Annotated in this window: 17 protein-coding genes; 15 read left to right on the forward strand and 2 right to left on the reverse strand. The window is 34.0% G+C overall.

Annotated features, from left to right (window positions below; genetic code table 11):
- The first annotated feature begins 36 nt into the window (after positions 1 to 36).
- The 6 genes from QWY90_RS04810 (at position 37) to ctlX (ending at position 9,435) form a co-directional block, all read left to right on the forward strand.
- Entirely contained in the window at positions 37 to 219 is a 183-nt protein-coding gene (locus QWY90_RS04810) for a hypothetical protein (protein ID WP_290284729.1), read from the forward strand.
- A gap of 139 nt (positions 220 to 358) precedes the next feature.
- Positions 359 to 2,398, forward strand: a complete 2,040-nt coding sequence (locus tag QWY90_RS04815) for a M13 family metallopeptidase (RefSeq protein ID WP_290284730.1) — start codon at positions 359 to 361, stop codon at positions 2,396 to 2,398.
- A 376-nt stretch (positions 2,399 to 2,774) separates the two neighbouring features.
- The gene (locus tag QWY90_RS04820; protein ID WP_290284731.1) at positions 2,775 to 5,294 is read left to right on the forward strand and encodes a beta strand repeat-containing protein; all 2,520 of its coding nucleotides are present in this window, start codon (positions 2,775 to 2,777) and stop codon (positions 5,292 to 5,294) included.
- Between the two features lies 1 nt (position 5,295).
- Positions 5,296 to 7,275, forward strand: a complete 1,980-nt coding sequence (locus QWY90_RS04825; protein WP_290284733.1) for a T9SS type A sorting domain-containing protein — start codon at positions 5,296 to 5,298, stop codon at positions 7,273 to 7,275.
- Between the two features lie 175 nt (positions 7,276 to 7,450).
- A complete protein-coding gene (locus tag QWY90_RS04830) occupies positions 7,451 to 8,365 on the forward strand; it encodes a dimethylarginine dimethylaminohydrolase family protein (protein ID WP_290284734.1) in 915 nt (304 codons plus the stop codon).
- A 134-nt stretch (positions 8,366 to 8,499) separates the two neighbouring features.
- Positions 8,500 to 9,435, forward strand: coding sequence for a citrulline utilization hydrolase CtlX (gene ctlX / locus QWY90_RS04835; RefSeq protein ID WP_290284735.1), 936 nt, complete (start codon positions 8,500 to 8,502; stop codon positions 9,433 to 9,435).
- Positions 9,436 to 9,659: 224 nt separating this feature from the next.
- Here the strand turns inward: ctlX and QWY90_RS04840 are convergent, their stop codons facing one another.
- Entirely contained in the window at positions 9,660 to 10,283 is a 624-nt protein-coding gene (locus QWY90_RS04840; RefSeq protein ID WP_290284736.1) for a MarC family NAAT transporter, read from the reverse strand.
- 112 nt (positions 10,284 to 10,395) lie between these two features.
- On the opposite strand from QWY90_RS04840, the gene QWY90_RS04845 reads away from it, so the two are divergent.
- Positions 10,396 to 10,761 carry a CoA-binding protein gene (locus QWY90_RS04845; RefSeq protein WP_290284737.1) on the forward strand — a complete coding sequence of 122 codons (366 nt, stop codon included), beginning with the start codon at positions 10,396 to 10,398 and terminating at the stop codon, positions 10,759 to 10,761.
- Here the strand turns inward: QWY90_RS04845 and QWY90_RS04850 are convergent.
- Complete coding sequence (locus QWY90_RS04850) at positions 10,758 to 12,254, reverse strand: sodium:solute symporter (protein ID WP_290286930.1); 1,497 nt, start codon at positions 12,252 to 12,254, stop codon at positions 10,758 to 10,760. The two genes, QWY90_RS04845 and QWY90_RS04850, sit on opposite strands and share 4 nt — an antisense overlap.
- Before the next feature lie 132 nt (positions 12,255 to 12,386).
- Here QWY90_RS04850 and recR point away from each other — a divergent pair, with 132 nt between their 5' ends.
- The 8 genes from recR (at position 12,387) to QWY90_RS04890 (ending at position 21,293) form a co-directional block, all read left to right on the forward strand.
- Positions 12,387 to 13,007, forward strand: a complete 621-nt coding sequence (gene recR, locus QWY90_RS04855) for a recombination mediator RecR (RefSeq protein ID WP_290284738.1) — start codon at positions 12,387 to 12,389, stop codon at positions 13,005 to 13,007.
- 76 nt (positions 13,008 to 13,083) lie between these two features.
- Entirely contained in the window at positions 13,084 to 13,872 is a 789-nt protein-coding gene (locus QWY90_RS04860) for a polysaccharide biosynthesis/export family protein (protein WP_290284739.1), read from the forward strand.
- 11 nt (positions 13,873 to 13,883) lie between these two features.
- On the forward strand, positions 13,884 to 16,364 hold the full coding sequence (locus tag QWY90_RS04865) for a polysaccharide biosynthesis tyrosine autokinase (RefSeq protein ID WP_290284740.1): 2,481 nt from the start codon (positions 13,884 to 13,886) through the stop codon (positions 16,362 to 16,364).
- Positions 16,354 to 17,331: an SDR family oxidoreductase gene (locus tag QWY90_RS04870; protein WP_290284741.1), complete on the forward strand. Its 978-nt coding sequence runs from the start codon at positions 16,354 to 16,356 to the stop codon at positions 17,329 to 17,331. The genes QWY90_RS04865 and QWY90_RS04870 overlap by 11 nt, the downstream gene beginning before the upstream one ends.
- Positions 17,332 to 17,492: 161 nt before the next feature.
- Positions 17,493 to 18,884 (forward strand): UDP-glucose 6-dehydrogenase, encoded by a 1,392-nt coding sequence (locus tag QWY90_RS04875; RefSeq protein ID WP_290284742.1) that lies wholly within the window; start codon positions 17,493 to 17,495, stop codon positions 18,882 to 18,884.
- 59 nt (positions 18,885 to 18,943) lie between these two features.
- On the forward strand, positions 18,944 to 19,318 hold the full coding sequence (locus QWY90_RS04880) for a four helix bundle protein (RefSeq protein ID WP_290284743.1): 375 nt from the start codon (positions 18,944 to 18,946) through the stop codon (positions 19,316 to 19,318).
- Between the two features lie 78 nt (positions 19,319 to 19,396).
- Entirely contained in the window at positions 19,397 to 20,674 is a 1,278-nt protein-coding gene (locus tag QWY90_RS04885) for a nucleotide sugar dehydrogenase (protein WP_290284744.1), read from the forward strand.
- A 241-nt stretch (positions 20,675 to 20,915) separates the two neighbouring features.
- Complete coding sequence (locus tag QWY90_RS04890; protein ID WP_290284745.1) at positions 20,916 to 21,293, forward strand: GxxExxY protein; 378 nt, start codon at positions 20,916 to 20,918, stop codon at positions 21,291 to 21,293.
- Positions 21,294 to 21,466: the final 173 nt, after the last annotated feature.

Below are 21,466 nucleotides of genomic sequence, written 5' to 3' on the forward strand. Positions count from 1 at the left end.
CGTTATTTATTAAACTATTAATTAAAAATTATACAAATGAAAAAAGTAATTTTATCAATGGCAGTAGTAGCGTTTTTGTTTTCAGCAAATGTAAATGCTCAAGAAAAGAAAGATCCTAAAGCTAAAACAGAAAAAGCATGCACAGCTTCTGAAAAAAAATCTTGTAATAAAGATAAAAAAGCATGTTGTGCTGCAAAAAAAGTTGAGGAGAAAAAATAATTTCCTCTAAATAATTAAAAAGGTGTCCTGATTTTTGGGACACTTTTTTTGTTTTATCACTTTTCAATTAGTCATAAAATTATATATTTGGTAACTTTTACATCTTTATAGTACCAATGATTATCAAAACAATAAATTTATGCAATTAAAAAACAAAATCACTATCAGTTTACTATCAGTTTTATTCGCAATAAGCTGCAGCAAAAAAGAAGTTCATTACGAAGATCCATTAGTTACCAATCGCGATACTACTGTAAATCCGGGGGATGATTTTTTTCATTATGCTAATGGCGTTTGGTTTAAAAAGAATCCTATTCCAAGTACAGAAAGTAGTAACGGTATTTTTAGAACGATAGCAGATACTATTAACGCACAAGTCAAAAATATTTGTGAAAAATCAGCCAAAAACAAAGACGCTGCAAAAGGAAGTAACGAGCAAAAAATAGGTGATTTTTATGCCTCAGGTATGGATACTTTGGCTATTGAAAAAGCGGGGTTGAAACCTTTGTCAGCAGCAATGTCAAAAATTGAAGCGATTACTGACGTACCAACTTTGATGAATACTATGGGTTATCTTCATACTATAGGTGCTGGCCCAGCCTTCTCTTTTTATGTTTCGCAAGATGATAAAATAAGTTCCAAAAATGCTTTATTTTTTGGTCAAGGTGGCTTGGGTTTAGGTCAAAGAGATTATTATTTTAACACTGACCCCGAAACTGTAAAAATTAGAACGGAATATGTTAAGCATTTGGAAGCAATGTTTAAATTAATCGGTAACGATGACACTTCAGCAAAAAAGGCTGCAACTACAATTATGAAATTGGAAACCGATTTGGCTAAAAACAGCCGGAAACTGGAAGCACTTCGTGATCCAATTAAAAATTATAACAAGATGACTTTGGCACAGTTCAAATCGTCAACGCCTTCAATTGCTTGGGAAAATGTTTTACCACAATTGGGAATTACTAAAGCGGATACAGTTATTGTTGGGCAACCAGAATTTTACAAAGGATTGGATAAAATTGTTGCAACCTATACTATTGCAGATTGGAAAACCTATTTGAAATGGAATGTTGTAAACTCTTATGCTTCCTATTTGAATAGTGCTATTGAAAATCAAAATTTTTATTTTTATTCAACGGTATTGAATGGTGTAAAAGAGCAAAAGCCAAGATGGAAAAGAATAGTAGAACAAACTGATGGCTCATTAGGTGAATTGATAGGACAAGTATATATTACTGATTATTTGCCAAAAGGTTCTAAAGAAAAATTGTTAGAAATAGGCAATAATATTCGGGATGTGTATGCAGATCACATCAAGAAATTGGATTGGATGAGTGAGGAAACCAAGAAAAAGGCACTCTTTAAATTGAGTAAAATAGTAATGAAAGTTGGTTATCCTGATAAATGGAAAGACATGAGCAGTGTTACTATCAACAGAAACACCTATTGTGCCAATGTGATGGCTGTTAACCAATGGTCATACAATTATATGATTAAAAAGTATGGCAATCCGGTTGACAGAACCGAATGGGGAATGTTCCCACAAACGTATAACGCGTATTACAATCCAAGTAATAATGAAATATGTGTTCCAGCCTGTAATATTTTAGTTCCTGGATTTGAAGGAAGAATGCCCGATGATGCTATTTTATATGGTATCATCGGTGGCTCTACCTTTGGTCATGAAATTACACATGGTTTTGATGATCAGGGAAGTCAGTACGATGATAAAGGAAACCTAAAAGACTGGTGGACAGCCGAAGACAAAGCGAAATTTACTCAAAAAACAAAAGCTATCGTTGCTCAGTTTAATAAATTTGAACCGCTGAAAGGTAAATTTGTAAATGGTGATGCAACACAAGGAGAAAACATAGCCGATTTAGGTGGAGTTGTAATGGGTTATGAGGCTTTCAAAAAAACGAATCAATTCAAGAGTAAAGAAAAAATAAGCAATTTTACACCAGACCAAAGATACTTTTTAGCCTATGGCTATGCTTGGATGGTGAATGCAAAAGACGAAGCATTAGCAAGACAAATTATGTCTGATGTACATTCTCCGGCACAATTCAGAATAAATGGGCCATTGATGAATATACCAGAATTTTATAAAGCATTTAATGTCAAACCGGGAAACAAAATGTATGTACCTGAAAAAGACAGAGTAGTCATTTGGTAATAACTGCCTAATCCAATAAAATCCCTATCAATTCGATAGGGATTTTTTTTTTGAATTTACTTTTTTATATCACACAAGAGTAGCCTAAGACATATCTTACGCTACAATAATATTATGTAAGATTAATTAATTATTAATTATAAAAAAGATGTATTTCATCGAATATATATGCTTTTAATAGATTTATTTAAATTAAACTAAATACTTTTGAATTATAAGATTTGCGATATATAATGCTAATTTACAGCTATAAAGTATCTAAAATTTTAACCCCTCCCTAAAAGATTAAAAATTGGTTTCGGCCGAAAAAATAGTAAAACATTAAAAATTAAAATCTGATTTTAATTCAATTATTAACGCATAACATCTTTTAGCTATGAAAATTAAAATTACTCTCCTTTTAACAGTTTTATTCTCCGTTGGAGCTGTTATTAATGTTAACGGACAAACAGGCAATACATTTACAGGTGAAAATTCAGGTGTCAATAATACAGGTAATTACAACACCGGTTATGGCGTAAACACACTGATGAACAATACCAGCCAAAGTAATAATGCTTTTGGAGTTGGTACATTAACTAATTCATCCGGAGGTTTTAACTGCGCCTTTGGTAATGAAGCATTGTCTTTGAATGGAATTGGAAGATTAAATTGTTCATTAGGAACCAGAACTTTATATTATAACGATTCGGGTTCTGCGAATATTGCAATTGGTCATAGAACGTTAGAATCTAATGTTGATGGGAATAACAATACTGCCGTCGGTTATGCATCATTATTAACCAATAAGGGTAGTTCTAACACGGTCATAGGAAGTTACAGCCCAAGGAGTTTACTGACGGGTGATTTTAATATCTTTGTTGGTGCCGAGACTGCTATCAATTTGTTAAATGGAAGTTATAATGTCTTTTTAGGGAATAGAATAACTTTTCCGAGATTTCCATCTACACCAATTTTAGCAGGAAACGACACTAGTAGATCAATAATTATTGCAGATGGTATAGGAAATCAAAGAATTTTTATCAATCGAAATGGAAATATGGGAATTGGTCTTGGCAACAATGTAATTCCAGTTAACAAACTAGATATAAAAGGTGGCGTTGCAATTGGTAGAAATTTCACTCCGAATGGAGTAACTCCCGGAATTGTAGCACCTGCCAATGGTTTGTTAGTCGAGGGTAATGTTGGAATAGGAACGGATTCACCAGGAAATAAAGTTGAAATAACTCATGGAGCAACAGGTAATTCAGGACTTCGTTTTACAAATTTAACCAGCAGTTTTAATCCAGCAGCCAATCAGACAGCTAATAAGTTTTTAAGTGTCGATCAAGAAGGAGATGTTGTTTTAAAAAATGTAGCCAATGCTGTTGAAACCAATGTACTTCAATCAAATGCAAATTTGATGACCAGTAATGTGAATAATATTACTGATTCAGCGACAATTATCAATTCAATTTCTAATGCTGTTAATAACAGTAATCAATTAATAACTACAGTAAACGGAGTTGCCAGTGTACCGGTAAATTTACCAACATTTACAGATACTGATGCACAATCTTTGTCATTATCGGGCAATACATTATCTATTTCAAACGGGAATAGCGTGACGCTACCAACTTATGTTGATGTTCCACAAACCATTTCTCAATCTGAAAATACCATCACACTTTCCAATGGCGGTGGTTCTTTTAATCTGCCAATATTTATAGATATGCCACAAACACTTTCACAATCCGGAAATACAGTAACACTTTCAAACGGTGGCGGTACATTTACCTTGCCAACATTCACTGATACAGATACAGACGCACAAGCATTATCATTAACAGGTAACACTTTGTCAATATCAAATGGAAATAGTGTGACACTTCCAACTTATGTAGATACGCCACAAACAATTTCACAATCTGGGAATACAGTGACACTATCTAACGGTGGAGGAACATTTACCTTACCAACATTCACGGATACAGATACAGACGCACAAGCATTATCATTAACAGGTAACACTTTGTCAATATCAAATGGAAATAGTGTGACACTTCCAACTTATGTAGATACGCCACAAACAATTTCACAATCTGGGAATACAGTGACACTATCTAACGGTGGAGGAACATTTACCATACCAACGTTTACAGATACAGATGCACAAGCACTATCATTAACAGGTAACACTTTATCAATATCAAATGGAAATAGTGTGACGCTTCCAACCTATGTAGATACACCACAAACGATTTCTCAATCAGGAAATACAGTTACACTTTCTAATGGCGGTGGTTCATTTTCATTGCCAACTACAACGGTTACAGCCGGAACTAATGTTACAGTAACAGGAACAGGTTCGGTTGCGACACCTTATGTTGTTTCCGCTGCAGACACTAGTCTTTATGCCAATAACGGAACTATAAATTCAGCTACAACAACCAGTGGGAACAGAATTGTTAGCATGAATGATAATAATATTTGGTTCAAATCGGAACCAACTGATACCAATGGCAAAATCTACATAGGGACAAATGCTGTGTATCCTACAACAACTGGGAAATATAAACTGTTCGTGGAAGGCGGAATTCTAACCGAAAAAGTAAAAGTAGCTTTAAGAAGCACCGCTAATTGGGCAGATTATGTTTTTGAAAAGAACTACAAATTAATGCCTTTGAAAAATGTGGAAGAATTTATTGCTACAAATAAACACTTGCCTGGAATTGATTCTGCAGCTGAATTATCAAAAAACGGACTTGACTTAGCCGAAATGCAAGCCAAACACATGGCCAAAATTGAGGAAATGATGCTTTATATCATTGAGCAAAATAAAACCATTGAAAAGAATATAAAAGACATAGAGGAATTAAAAAAGCAAGTAAAAGTACTAACAGCTAACGAAGATTGATATGTATAAGATACTAAAAACACTAATAGTTTGTGCTATTTGTTTTAATTCTTATGACATTTCAGCACAGCTCAATGAGTATTTGAATTCTGAAAACAATAGAATTTCAAGTGCTAAACAAATCGAAGTAGAGATTAAGAAATTTATCAATGATAATTTTGATAATTATATATTATCTCAAGAAATTAATGATGATATAATTGCACATCTCAGAGCAGAAGAGCAAGATGAGTTTACTCAGGAAGAATTAGATAAAGCAATAGTAAACACTAAAATTTATGAATTAAGAAAGTTGTTTTTTGTTCAAAATCCGGATAGAAAAGATAGCTATTTCGCTAAAGGGATTCCGATTTCAGTGCAGCAACAATGTGTGAATGGTGATTTTGAAAATGATACAGCAGGTTATTCTTTTTGGTCTGATGCACATCCACAACCAGCTACAGGAACAGCTTTTTTTCTTTCCTGCGCTACACCATCAGTAGCAACAGCGCTAAATGTTGTAACACCGGTAACCAACGATTTTAATGCAGCGGCAACATTAATTGATAATACTAGCCCTGGTTACCAGCAGTTTGATCCAACATTAGCGGGTTTAGGGGTAAACATTCCAACTTTGTATACAGCCGGTGGAAACAAATGTATCAAACTAAATAATGAACAAGGTTTTGGTTCTTCTGATATTACCACCGTTTCACGTTATTTTCCGAATATAAATCAAGCAACAATTGATTTTAATTTTTCGTTGATAATGGACAATAAACCGTCTCATGGTCAACCAATTCAACCCTTTTTTAGAGTTAGAGCTTTAGATCAATTTGGTAATGTTGTTGATGAAATTTGCATAGTTGCCAATCCCGATAACTGCTTGTTTAATGTAATTTATGTAAACAGTAAAAGAAGAGTGCTTTATACCGATTGGATTTGTGCCCGATTGAATGTTGGTGAAATTCTAAACCAACCGGGAACAATCGAATTTACTATAAGCGATTGCCAGCCATCGGCGCATTTTGGAACAGTTTATATTGATAATATCTGTGGTTCTGTATGTGCTTTCCCGCAGTTGGGAGCGCTAAATACAAACCCAACCAATATTAATTGTCCAGATACCATTGGTAATACACCTATTCAGGTTTGTGGAACTTATTCGCCACCTTACAATGCTACATTAAGTTCAATGATATTAAATATTACCCAAAACGGTACGGTCATCGGAACGATAAATGCTCCAACTCAACTTACAGCAAATACCTTTTGTTTTAACGTTTTACCGAGTATTTTTGGCGCAAATCCAACTGGTGATTTCGAATTCCAGATTGATGCCAACTTTACTATCAATTGTCCCGCGGGAACATTTTTATACACGATATCGGATAACTCAGCCAATATTGGTCCGGATGTCACTTTTATAGATTGTTGTCTGCCCACATTGACCTTAGCATCTCCGGCAGATGATGTCAATAATTTGGCTACGCTACCATTAAAAAACAAGGAAAGATCAAATTGGATTAAAGCGACAAATATTGTATCCGTTGGCGACAATGTTTTATCTAATGGAGTAGTATATCATGCAGCGAATTACGTCGAACTAAACCCAGGTTTTGAAGCCGTTTTAGGTGCGCAATTCTCGGCTTATCCCGAAGGCTGTACGGCAAACTATATTTATAAAACACAACTGCCAAATGCAAGTCCAAGAAACACCGAAGTAGCAACTGTAGAAGAAACAATCCACTTAATAAAAGTCTCCAGAGATTTTGCTATAGTGCCAAATCCGTCAAGCAGCACTATCGAAATTATAATGAAAGATGCCCAGTTCGATAAGATTAGCATCACAACCATAGATGGTAAAGTGGTTAATGAAAGAAATCTCGAAAAAACAGATAAAACCATGGTAGATGTTAGTCGCTATGCTAATGGAATTTATATAATTAACGTTACATCTGATGACGGAAAAGTATACACTAAAAAATTAATTAAAAATTAGAAAGTTAGGATTATTGTTTTAGTTTAGGAAAGCTTCTCATTTTTGAGGAGCTTTTTTTATGAAATCAGTAAAGTAAGAACTTAAAATTAAGAATAATTTATATTTCGAATTGCTTTCTTTATATTTGCTCAAACAAGCGTAAGCAGACTTACGATGTAATGCCAAAAGCAAATCTATGTTACAATTAAATGTAAATAACGAAACTTCACGACTACGAGCAGTTGTGTTAGGTTCAGCACTAAATAATGGTCCGACACCTACTGCTGAAGAAGCCTATGACCCAAAATCATTAGAACATATTTTAGCAGGAACCTATCCAGTAGAAGCCGATATGGTTAAAGAAATGGAAGCTTTCAATCAGGTTTTTAAAAAATATGATGTACAAGTTTTTCGACCTCAAATGATTGAAGGTTGTAATCAGATTTTTACTCGTGATATCGGTTTTGTTATTGGAGATGTGTTTATAAAAGCTAATATTCTGCCCAATAGAGAAGAAGAATATGATGCTATTCAATATGTTATTGATCAAATAAATCCCGCGAAAGTAATTACGTTGCCCGAAGAAGTGCATATTGAAGGTGGTGATGTCATGCTTTGGAACGATTATATTTTCATCGGAACCTATAAAGGCTCTGATTATAAAGATTACATTACGGCAAGAACCAATATTGAGGGAGTGAATTATATCAAAAACTTATTCCCCAACAAGAAAGTCAAAGAATTTGATTTAGTAAAATCAAAATTGGAAGCTCGTGACAATGCATTACATTTGGATTGTTGCTTTCAACCGGTCGGAAAAAATAAAGGTATCATTTATAAAAGTGGTTTCCGTGAAGAAGCAGATTATGTTTTTTTGCTTAACCTCTTTGGTAAAGAAAACCTATTCCACATAACCCGTGATGAAATGTACGACATGAATTCCAATGTGTTTTCTATTGCTGAAAATGTAGTGGTTTCTGAACAAAAATTTACCCGATTAAACAATTGGCTTCGGGCAAATGACTTTATTGTCGAAGAAATTCCATACGCAGAAATAGCCAAGCAGGAAGGACTTTTACGATGCTCAACTTTACCTTTAATAAGAGATTAGTTTTAAAGGTTTTCGGTTATTCGTTATCTTTTTCCTGATAAGTTAAAAATACAGAGTCGAGAACAGAAAACCAATAACAGAAAACCAATAACAGAAAACCAATAACCAATAACCGACAACTGATAACAGAAACAATGAAACAAACCACAAACTCCATATTAATGATTCGTCCGGTAGCTTTTCGTATGAATGAGCAAACTGCAATTAACAATTATTACCAAAAAGTACTTGACGGACTTTCACCTGAAACAGTAAACTCAAAAGCGCAAAAAGAGTTTGATACTTTTGTTACCAAATTGAGAAAAGTAGGCGTAAATGTCATCGTTGTAGAAGATACGATAGAGCCTAATACACCAGACAGTATTTTCCCAAACAACTGGATTTCCTTTCACGAAAGTGGCGATGTGGCATTATATCCTATGTTTGCCGAAAACCGCCGTGCCGAAAGAAGAGAAGACATACTCGATACTCTTGAAGACGAAGGTTTTAAAATTAACCAAATTGTAGATTACACTTCAGCAGAAGAAGATGGTGTTTTCCTGGAAGGAACCGGAAGTTTACTACTTGACAGAGAAAACGGAAAAGCCTATTGCGCACTTTCACCAAGAGCCGACGAAGAAGTAATGATTGAATTTTGTGAGGATTTCGAATTGACTCCGGTTATTTTTGAAGCCTTTCAAACCGTTAATGGGGAACGAAAATTGATTTATCACACCAACGTTATGATGTGTCTTGGAGATACGTTTGCCGTACTTTGTGCCGATTGTATCGATGATAAAAAAGAACGCAAAATGGTTCTTGACAGTCTTCGTGGCGACGATAAAGAAATTATTCTCATTACAGAAGAGCAAGTCAATAACTTTGCTGGAAATATGCTTGAAGTAAAAGGGAAAAACGACGAGAGATATTTAGTCATGAGTGAATCAGCCTATAAGAGTTTGACCAAAAAACAAATAGCCCAACTCGAAGCACACGTCGAAATTATCCATTCCAGTTTAGACACTATCGAAGCTTGCGGCGGCGGAAGTGCCAGATGTATGATGGCAGAAATATTTTTACCAAAAGAATAATTGGTATTGACAACACAAAAGAAAAAACCCAAATTCTGTCTTGAATTTGGGTTTTTTTAGTACTATCTCCTTGGGGTTTTGTTCGGGTTTTGTTCGGTATTGTACTACCCTAAACGCCTTTTTTGCGAACAAATACCGAACAAAGGTCGAATGAAGTAGGAAGAAGACCATTCCGTTACAAAAAAATCCCCATTCGTAATTTGTAATTTTCAATTCGTACTTAATTAAATTCCTCTGACAATACTCAAAACGGAACTGATAATGTATTGAATTCCAATAGCGATAGTCAGAAAACCTATGATTCTCGAAATAGCTACAATTCCGGATTGCCCTAGTATTTTTGCCAAATAATCAGCACTGCGTAAAATCAAAAAAATAACAATAGATACAACAAAAATAGCAGCCGAAGATATAATAATATCAGAGGTAGAGTTGTGTTCCTGGTAAAAAGCGATTAATAAGGATATAGAACCGGGTCCGGCAAGCATGGGCATTGCCAATGGTGTTAATGCGATTTCATTTCTGTTTTCAATATCCTGCTGTACTTTTTTATCAATACCGCGGTTCTTACTGAATTTACCGTTCAACAAAGAAAAACCCGAACTGGCAATGATGATGCCACCAGCAATTCGAAGTGCTGTAATTGTGATACCAAAAAAGGTTAAAACATATTGTCCGACAAAGAACGAAATGATTAGAATAATAAAGACGTTAATAGCGGTCCAAAGCGAAACACGAGAGCGCTCTTTTTTGGTATAATCATGCGTTAAACTAACAAATATGGGTACGGTTCCGATGGGATTCAGAACCGAAAAAAGGGCTGCTAATAGAAAAATAAATAGCTCCATTGTTTTTTTGGCAAAGGTAATTCGGGAGTCCTGCTTTAATTATTAAATAGAAGTTAAATAAATTCCCCTAAATATAAAGTTACCATTATCTTTGACACCAAGAAATTAAATCATGAAAAATAAAAAAACGGTAGTGCTTGGTGCTACAACAAAACCGGACAGGTATGCTTTCAAAGCGATTACAATGCTAGTCGAAAAAGGACATACTGTATTGGCAATTGGTCAAAATCAGGGCGAAGTGGCCGGAGTTAAAATTTATACCAAACAAATTCCGCTTACCAAAATTGACTCGGTGACGTTATATCTAAATCCGTTGCGTCAAAGAGACTATTATAACTACATTATAGAAACCAAACCAAAACGGGTTATCTTCAATCCGGGAACAGAGAATCCTGAATTTTATCAGTTGTTACAAAGCAACGGAATTAAAGTCGAAGTAGCGTGTACGTTGGTTTTATTGGCGACGAATCAGTATTAATAACGTGTATTTTCCGTTGCCGGTTTACTAATTAAAAGTAATCCAATAAATGTAATCAAACCATTGACAATAATCAGTTCGTTATCGATTACATAATTGCCAAAAAGCGTTGCTGAATTTTTACTAATTATAAAGCAAATTGCAGGAGAAAGCAAGCAAATAATAGGCACTAACTTATCGTGCACCGTTTTTGATTTCATAAACAACCCAAAAGCATACAATCCCAAAAGTGGTCCATAAGTATAACTTGCCACTTTAAAAATCATCGTGACAACCGACTTGTCATTCAGCGAATTGAAAATAATTATCACCAAAAACATCAGCATTGAAAAGCCAACATGCACTAAATGACGTGTTCTGATAATATTGGGTTTGTTTTGATTCTCAGTTTTATCCATACCCAAAAAATCGACGCAAAACGAAGTTGTCAAAGCCGTCAAAGCCGAATCGGTTGTGGCAAAAGTAGCAGCTGTTAGTCCCAATAAAAAGATGATAGCCGGCACAATACTCAAATGTTTAAAAGCAATTTCGGGGAACAAATAATCAGTTCTTGCCACGCCATCAACCATTGGAATTGCGATACCATTTTTGTCGGCATATAAATATAACAAAGCACCAACACTCAAAAAGAAAATATTGATAATCACAAAAACGGTAGTAAACGTAAACATGTTTTTTTGCGCTTCACCAATGTTCTTGCAGCTTAAATTCTTTTGCATCAAATCCTGGTCAAGTCCAACCATGGCAATGGTTACAAACATGCCGCCCAGAATTTGTTTGAGTACAAAGTTGCCTTTTAAATAATCTTCATAAAAAAAGACTTTAGAGTAATTGCTGTTTTTTACCGCTTCAAAGGCTTCTATAGCACTAAAATTCAGGCTGTGGCAAACAAAAATTATGGTTAAAAACACAGATGAAACCAGGAAGAATGTTTGTAAGGTGTCGGTAATAATTATGGTCTTTAATCCACCGCGATACGTGTAAGCAAAGATTAATCCGAGTGATATTAAAACTGTTACAGCAAACGGAACCTGAAAAGCATCAAACACATACCGTTGTAGAACAATCACAACTAAATACAATCGGAAAGAAGAACCAATTGTTCTGCTAATTAGGAAAATAGTAGCGGCAGTTTTATAACTTATACTGCCCAAACGCTGTTCAATATAACCATAAATCGACGTCAGATTCATGCGGTAATAAAGTGGAAGCAGGACTTTGGCAATGATTATAAAACCAAGCGCATTTCCCAAAACAAACTGAAAATATTTGAACTGTAAATCAGGATTTCCAACCTCGCCGGGAACCGAAATAAAAGTCACACCAGACAAGGCTGTTCCTATCATTCCAAAAGCAACCAAATACCATTTTGAGTTTTTATTAGCCTTGAAAAAAGTATCATTGTCGGAGCTTTTTTTGCTGACCAAATTGGAAATCAATATCAATAAGCCAAAATAAATAATGATGATGATCAGAATGGTTGTTGGTGACATAGGTTTGGTTTTTACTGTTGCCAAAATACAAAAATTAATGTCTCGATTTGAAGATTTGAAAATTTGAAAATGATAAGCGTTAATTTTCAAATTTTCAAATTGATTAATTTTCAAATTAGTTACTTTTGCCAAATGGAATTTTCTTCAAAATTGCTTGAAAAAGCGGTAAACGAAATGGCACAATTACCCGGAATTGGAAAGCGAACGGCTTTGCGATTGGTTTTGCATTTACTAAAACAGCCTACGGAGCAAACCCAATTTTTATCACATGCGTTAACAACTATGCGTGAAGAAATTAAGTTTTGCGCCAGTTGTCATAATATTTCTGATGTTGAAATCTGCGAAATCTGCAATAATCTAAACAGAAATCACAAAATTATTTGTGTAGTAGAAGATGTTCGCGATGTTATGGCTATTGAAAATACGAACCAATTTAAGGGAATTTATCATGTTTTAGGTGGTAAAATATCTCCAATAGATGGTGTTGGTCCTAGTCAATTAAATATTGATTCTTTGGTTGAAAAAGTAAAATCTGGAGAAATTGAAGAATTAATTTTTGCGCTAAGCTCAACCATGGAAGGTGATACAACGAATTTTTATATCTTCAAAAGAATCAAAGAGTATTCGATAAAAACATCCACAATTGCCAGAGGAATTGCCGTTGGTGATGAATTAGAATATGCTGATGAGGTTACTTTAGGAAGGAGTATTTTGAATCGGGTACCCTTTGAAAATACCCTAAAAAATATATAACAAAATAATAGCAAACTACATTTTTGTAATTAGAATTGAAAAACTATCTTTGTTTGCTAATTTTTTAATTAAAATAATGAATAAAACCAAAATATATTTACTACTACTGTTAAGCGTTATAGTTACTTCGTGCATACCCAAAAAAGATTTGATTTATTTACAAGATAAAAAAAGTGCTGTCAATGAAGTGGTAACTCCTTTAAATCAAAATCCATATCGACTTCAAACGAATGATATTTTAAATATCACTATCAAAGCTATTGATTCAAAATTAGTTTCAATATTTAATGGTTCTCAAGGAGCGGGTGTTGGATCATCTTCAGAACAAGGCAGTTATTTCAGCGGTTATTATGTTGATGATCATGGCAATATTAGATTGCCAATACTAGGTGAAATGAATGTTTTGGGTTTTACAACAGAAGAGGTCCGAGTTAAAATTGAAAAGATGCTTTTGGATAAATATTTTAAAGAGGAAGCTGGTATCTATGTTGTTGTCAAGTTATCTGGTTTTAAATATACCATAAATGGTGAAGTAGGTAACACAGGTACAAAAACACTGTATCAGGAAAAAGTAAACATAATGGAAGCCATTGCCAATTCTGGTGACATTAATATTACGGGTGATAGAAAAGATGTAAAAGTAATACGAAGATTTCCAAATGGGAATGAAACTTTTAGTATTGATTTAACAGACGCTAATGCAGTTAAATCGCCTGCTTTTAATCTCCAGCCCAATGATTATATATTAGTAAATCCTTTGAAACAAAAAACATGGGGTACAGGGAAAACGGGCATAGAGTCACTAACTACCATTATTACTTTATTATCATTAGCAACAACAACTTTTCTGTTACTTAGAAATTAATACTATTTTTCATGTTAGACGTTAAAGATTTTACTTTTTTTGATAATCAAAGCAGTTTCGATTTTAAAGGTTTTTTAATTAAAACTTTAAGTTATTGGAAGTGGTTTGTAGTGGGTTTAATTATAGCTTTTTCAATTGCCCATCAAGTTAACGTCAGAAAACAAAAGATATACGGAATTGAAACTACCATAGCGGTTCAGGAAGCAAACAATCCTCTTTTTACTTCAACTACAAGTTTGGTTTTTAATTGGGGCGGAACATCAGATAAAGTTCAGATGATTTCAACATCATTAAAATCAAGATCTCATAATGAATTAGTGGTTGACAAACTGCAATTTTATATTGACTATTTTAAACAAACAAAATATTTTTTGCAAGATGTTTATGGTCAGGTTCCCTTTAAAGTTATATTAGATAAAAACCAAAACCAATTATTTGGACAGTTTGTAAAGGTAAAAATGGTTTCGTCTAATTCGTATCAAATAACCATACCCTTTCAATCAAATAGCGCACCAGTTATAAGATATATTGATAATAAAGAAGATATAATTCCTATTGATAATAAAGAATTCAAAGCAATCTATAAATTTGGTGAAGATGTTAATCTGCCTTTTCTTCATTGGAAACTAGTGGCATCAAACTTTGATAATAATAATTTTAATGAAGAGATATTAGTTAGGTTTAACTCGTTTGATAACACAGTTTCAAGTTGCATGGGATTGACGGTTCTTTTTGATGACAAAGCCGGTTCAATTCTAAAAATTGGTTTTCAAGGCACTAATAAAGACAGAATGGTCGATTTTCTTAATACTACAGTTGAAGTATTAATTAAAAGACAATTAGATAATAAAAACAAATTTGCCGAAAACACTATTAATTTCATTGATGAAACTTTAGGTTCAATGGAAGAACAATTAAAAAATTCGGGTGATGAATTAAAGAATTTCGGTAAAAATAATAGTATAATTGACATTGAAGAAGGAGGTAAAAATTTTAATGGTCAATTAATACAATTTGATGCTCAAAAAGCAAGTGTAGATAGAAAAATAGCCTACCTGAATTCATTAAAAAGTTATTTAAAAGGAAGTGTTGATTTTTCAAAATTACCGGCCCCAACTGTTGCAGGAATTGATGAACCAAACATAAACACAAATGTTTCTAAATTAATAGCACTGTCTATTGAACGTTCAGAATTGGCTTATTCTGTAAAAGGCGCCTTTTCATACGAGAGAATAGACAATGAAATACAATCAGTTAAAAAAGTGCTGCTTGAAAACGAGTCTACTTATAGAAATACATTGTTGTATGACTTAAATGTGGCCAATCAAAAAATAGCTGAAATAGAAAGCGAAATAAGCAAACTTCCTGAAAACAAACAAGAATGGTTAAAGTTATCCAGAAAATACAATTTGAGTGATAACATTTACAACACATTTCTACAAAAAAGAAGCGAAGCCTCTATTGTAAAAGCCGCTAACCTATCAGACATTCAATTTATTGACCCTGCCAAAGATGTTGGTGGCGGATTACTAGGTCCGAAAACGGGTGTGAACTACGTACTGGCATTTTTTATGGGATTATTAATTCCGTTAATATTAGTATTCTTCATCTTCTTTATTAGTAATTCTATTCAGAATATCGATGATATTTCTACACAGACGCAATTGCCTTTAATAGGTATCGTTGGCGTAAAACACTCAGAAAGTAATCTGTCGGTTCTGGAAAGACCAAAATCAGCACTTTCTGAATCATTCAGGGCTATTCGCTCCTCATTACAATTTTTATACAAAAAACAAAATATTGATGGTTCGAAAACATTGATGTTAACTTCTTCTGTCAGTGGTGAAGGAAAAACATTTTGTTCTTTAAACATAGCAACAGTATTTGCATTGAGTGAAAAGAAAACCATAATACTAGGATTGGATTTAAGAAAACCTAAAATATTTGATGATTTTAATATAAAAAATGATTTAGGAGCCGTTAATTTTTTAATTGGACAAAAAACACTTGATGAAGTCATCCAAAAAACACATATTCCATTTCTTGATGTTATAACATCTGGTCCAATTCCACCTAATCCTTCTGAATTATTTCTGGGAGAGGCGATGAAAGACCTGATGGAACAATTAAAGAAAAAGTATGATTATATAATTCTTGATACACCACCGGTTGGATTAGTATCTGATGCTTTAGAATTATCTCAATTTTGCGATGTAACCTTATATGTTGTTCGACAAAATTTCACTAAAAAAGAAATGCTGACACTACTAAATAACAGAACCAAACGAGGTGAACTTGTTAATGTAAGTATCATTTTTAATGGCTATGAAAATAAAGCTAAATACGGTGTTGGTTATGGTTACGGTTATGGTTACGGTTACGGATACGGTTACGGCTACGGCAGCGGTTACCATGAAGAAGAAGAACCAAAAGAATTTTTTGCAAAATGGAAGTATCGAATAGTAAAAAAATTCAGTAAAGGTGGAAAATAAAACTATAATATTGATTACAGGCGGTGCTGGATTTATCGGTACTAATTTGTGCGAGTATTTTTTATCAAAAGAATATTTTGTAGTTTGTTTTGATAATTTTTCGACAGGTCATAAACATAATATTGAACCTTTTTTAAAGTACGAAAATTTCAAATTAATAGAAGGAGATATTAGAGATTTGGAACAATGTAGAAAAGCGGTGGCAGGTGTTGATTATGTTTTGCATCAGGCGGCTTTAGGTTCTGTTCCTCGTTCCATAAATGACCCAATCACAACAAATGATGTAAATGTTTCCGGCTTTTTAAATATGCTTGTGGCTTCCAGAGACGCAGGTGTTAAAAGATTTATTTATGCTGCAAGTTCCTCCACTTACGGAGATTCAGAGAGTTTGCCAAAAGTGGAAGACAAAATTGGGAAACCACTTTCCCCTTATGCGATTACCAAATATGTAAATGAGTTATACGCAGCAATTTTCGGCAGTACCTATGGATTTGAAACTATTGGGTTACGCTATTTCAATGTGTTTGGAAGAAGACAAGATCCACAAGGAGCTTATGCTGCTGTTATTCCAAAATTTGTAATGCAACTTATAAAGCATGAGAGTCCGGTTATTAATGGTGACGGGAATTTTTCAAGAGATTTTACCTATATTGACAATGTTATTCAAATGAATGAATTGGCCATGTTAACTAAAAATCCGGAAGCGATTAATACCGTTTACAATACCGCTTTTGGAGACAGAACGACTTTAAATGATATGGTTTCTTATTTAAAAGAATACTTGTCTGAATTTGATTCAGCAATTTCAAATGTAAAAGTAATACACGGGCCAAATAGAGTAGGCGACATACCTCATTCTTTGGCAAGCGTTGATAAGGCTAAAAAATTATTAAATTATAGTCCGAAATATTCTTTTCAGGATGGGTTAAAAGAAGCTGTGAAATGGTATTGGAGTAATTTAAAATAGACTTTATCAGTTATCGGTTGTTAGTTATCAATTATAGATTTGTTTAAATAGAGTTCCAGAATATAGAGAATAGAATATAGACCCGAGGCGTAGCCGACACAAAGCTTTAGCGAATTGGCGAAGCAATTGTATGGAGCGCAGCGGAATAAAAATAGAAAGAAATGAAAATTAAAAATATTTGTTGTATTGGTGCAGGCTATGTTGGTGGACCTACTATGGCAGTTATAGCACAAAAATGTCCAGATATTAAAGTTACTGTAGTCGATTTAAACGAAGCCAGAATAGCAGCATGGAATGATAAAGATGTTAGCAATATTCCAATATACGAACCAGGATTGAATGAAATGGTTGGCAATGTTCGTGGTAAGAATTTGTTTTTTTCTACCGAAGTCGACAAAGCCATTGAAGAAGCTGATTTAATTTTTATATCGGTTAATACACCAACCAAAACCTATGGAACAGGAAAAGGTATGGCTGCCGATTTAAAACATATCGAACTTTGTGCCCGTCAAATTGCCAAAGTAGCCAAAAACAATAAAATAATAGTTGAAAAATCAACATTACCCGTTAGAACAGCCGAAGCATTAAAGAGCATTTTAGATAATACTGGGAATGGTGTACAATTCCAAATTCTTTCTAATCCCGAATTTCTTGCAGAAGGAACAGCGGTTCAGGATTTATTAAATCCGGATAGAGTTTTAATAGGTGGAGAATCTTCGCCTGAAGGTCAAAAAGCTATCGATTCTCTGGTTGGAGTTTATGCGAATTGGGTTCCAAAGGATAGAATTTTAACAACTAATGTTTGGTCTTCTGAATTGTCAAAATTAGTAGCTAATGCCTTCTTGGCACAACGTGTTTCTTCTATCAATGCTATTTCTGAATTGTGTGAAAAAACAGAAGCCAACGTAAATGAAGTAGCAAAAGCTATTGGAATGGATAGCCGAATTGGATCAAAATTCCTGAAAGCTTCCGTTGGTTTTGGAGGTTCTTGTTTTCAAAAAGACATTTTAAATTTAGTTTATATTTCAAAAGCATTCGGATTGAATGAAGTGGCCGATTATTGGGAACAAGTAATCATCATGAATGATCATCAAAAAAGACGTTTCTCCAAAAATATAGTGCAAACACTTTACAACACCGTTTCGGGTAAAAAGATAACCTTTTTAGGCTGGGCTTTCAAAAAAGACACCAATGATACCAGAGAATCTGCGGCTATTTATGTTGCCGACGATTTAATAAATGAACAAGCTAATATTGCCTTGTATGATCCTAAAGTTGCGCTAAAACAAGTGCTCTCCGATTTGGATTATCTAGACACCAGAAAGCCATCAGAAAACGAAAAACATATCACTTCTTATAACAACGCATACGACGCTTGTAAAAATTCTCACGCTATTGCAGTCTTAACAGAATGGGACGAGTTTAATGACTATGACTGGCAAAAAATTTATGACAGTATGTTAAAACCTGCTTTTGTTTTTGATGGAAGAAATCTTTTAGATGGTGATAAATTGAAAGCTATTGGTTTCGTATACCAATCGATTGGGTGTTAGTTTTCAGTTATCTGTTTTCAGTTATTGGTTATCGGTTATTAGTTTAAGAGTAGAAAAATATGAAAAGTTACAAAGATTTAGCTATTTATACTTTAAGTTTAAATTTGTTTTACAAAACACATCAAATTTCTTTGAAACTTCCAAAACACGAATTATATGAATTGGGTAGTCAAATTAGAAGGTCATCAGATTCTGTTTCAACCAATATTGTTGAAGGTTATGGTCGCAAAAGATATAAAGCTGATTTTATTAAATTTTTGACCTATTCGTATGCTAGTAATTTGGAAACACTCTGTCATTTTGAAAAGATACAAGTTCTTTACCCCAATTTTGAGAATGAAATTAAACTCCTTCAAAGTGATTACGATATTCTTGGAGCTAAAATTTTTAACTTCATAAAGTATGTTGAAAATAATTGGAATAAATTTGAGTAAACAGTTATCGGTTTAAAACGGATAACAGAAAACGGATAACAGATAACAGAAAACAGACCACAGACAACAAATAAATATATGAATATTAAAATAGCAGTTATTGGATTAGGTTACGTCGGATTACCATTAGCACGTTTGTTTGCAACAAAATATCCTGTTGTTGGTTTCGATATCAATCAAAATAGAATTAACGAATTGAATCAAGGTGTTGATTCTACTTTAGAAATTGATTCGGTTACATTGAAAAATGTACTTGTCAATTCGCTATCCGATGCAAATGGCTTGTTATGTAGTAGTACTTTAGAAGATATAGCTTCTTGCAATTATTATATTGTAACGGTTCCAACTCCGGTTGATAAAAATAACCGCCCAGACTTAACGCCATTGTATAAATCGAGTGAAACAGTTGGAAAGGTTTTGAAAAAAGGCGATATCGTTATTTATGAATCTACTGTTTATCCGGGTGTGACTGAGGAAGAATGTATTCCCGTTTTAGAAAGAGTGAGTGGCTTACAATTCAATGTTGATTTCTTTGCGGGCTATTCTCCCGAGAGAATTAATCCGGGCGATAAAGAGCATACCGTAGAAAAAATACTAAAAGTAACTTCAGGTTCTACGCCTGAGATTGGTCAAAAAGTAAACAACTTATACAAATCGGTTATTACAGCCGGAACGCATTTGGCACCTTCTATAAAAGTGGCTGAAGCAGCTAAAGTAATTGAGAATTCGCAACGCGATATCAATATTGCCTTTGTAAATGAATTGGCTAAGATTTTTAATTTATTAGAAATTGATACACATGCCGTCTTGGAAGCTGCCGGAACCAAATGGAATTTCCTGCCTTTCAAACCAGGATTAGTTGGCGGACATTGCATTGGCGTTGATCCTTATTACTTAGCTCAAAAAGCACAAGAGAAAGGATACCATCCCGAAATCATATTAGCAGGAAGACGATTGAATGACAGTATGGGCGAATACGTTGCCTCACAAGTAGTGAAGCTAATGATTAAAAAAGGCGTAGCTATCAATGGTGCCAAATTACTAATGTTGGGGATCACGTTTAAAGAAAATTGTCCGGATGTTAGAAATACAAAAATCGTAGATGTCGTTCATGCTTTAGCCGATTATGGCATTGAAGTTACTATTTTTGATCCATGGGCAAGACCTTCAGAGGTGCAGCATGAGTACAAATTAGCCACTACAAATGAACTGCCAACGACTACTTTTGATGCTATCGTTCTTGGTGTAGCGCATAAGGAATTTACAACTATCGATTTATCTAAATTAAAAAAACCGAATGGGGTTTTATTTGATGTAAAAGGGGTGTTGAATGAAAAGGCGGATGGGAGGTTGTAAAACAGGTTCACTTGAAGAGCACTGAAAGTTTCTCGCAAAGAGCGGAGAGAGTTTCACGCAAAGTACGCTAAGATTTTCGCAAAGAGCGCAGAGTTTTTTCGCAAAGAGCGCAGAGATTTTTTTAAAGTTTTTGGCAATTAGGGCTTAAGTTTTATGAACCACTTGATATAAATAATTTTTACCTTTGTGGCCTTTGCGTGAAATCCTCTGCGCACTTTGCGTGAAATAATATTTTAAAACGATGACTGAAAATGAACTATCCTATAAAATAATCGGAGTTGTAATTGAACTTCATAAGCAAATAGGACCTGGTTTATTAGAATCTGCTTATGAGAATGCACTGGCTTATGAATTACGTTCTTTGGGATTAGAAGTGTCACAACAAGTAGCAATGCCATTTGTTTATAAAGAGGTTCATTTAGATGTTGGGTACAGGATAGATATTTTGGTAGAGAATAAAATTATTCTTGAAATTAAATCAGTAGAGAGTTTGGCACCGGTTCATTATTCACAACTTTTGACTTATTTGAAATTATCTGATAAACGTTTGGGTTTGTTGGTAAATTTTAATTCGAAATTGGTTAAAGATTCTATACATAGGATAGTTAATAATTTGTAAAGGTTTCACGCAAAGCGCGGAGAGAGTTTCACGCAAAGCGCGCAAAGATTTTCGCAAAGCTCGCAGAGAGTTTTTTGAAGTTTCACGCAAAGAGCGCAAAGTTTTTTCGCAAAGAGCGCAGAGATTTTTTTAAAGTTTTTGGCAATTAGGCCTTAAGTTTTATGAACCATTTG

The organism is Flavobacterium paronense (genome assembly GCF_030409795.1).
GTDB classification, from domain to species: domain Bacteria; phylum Bacteroidota; class Bacteroidia; order Flavobacteriales; family Flavobacteriaceae; genus Flavobacterium; species Flavobacterium paronense.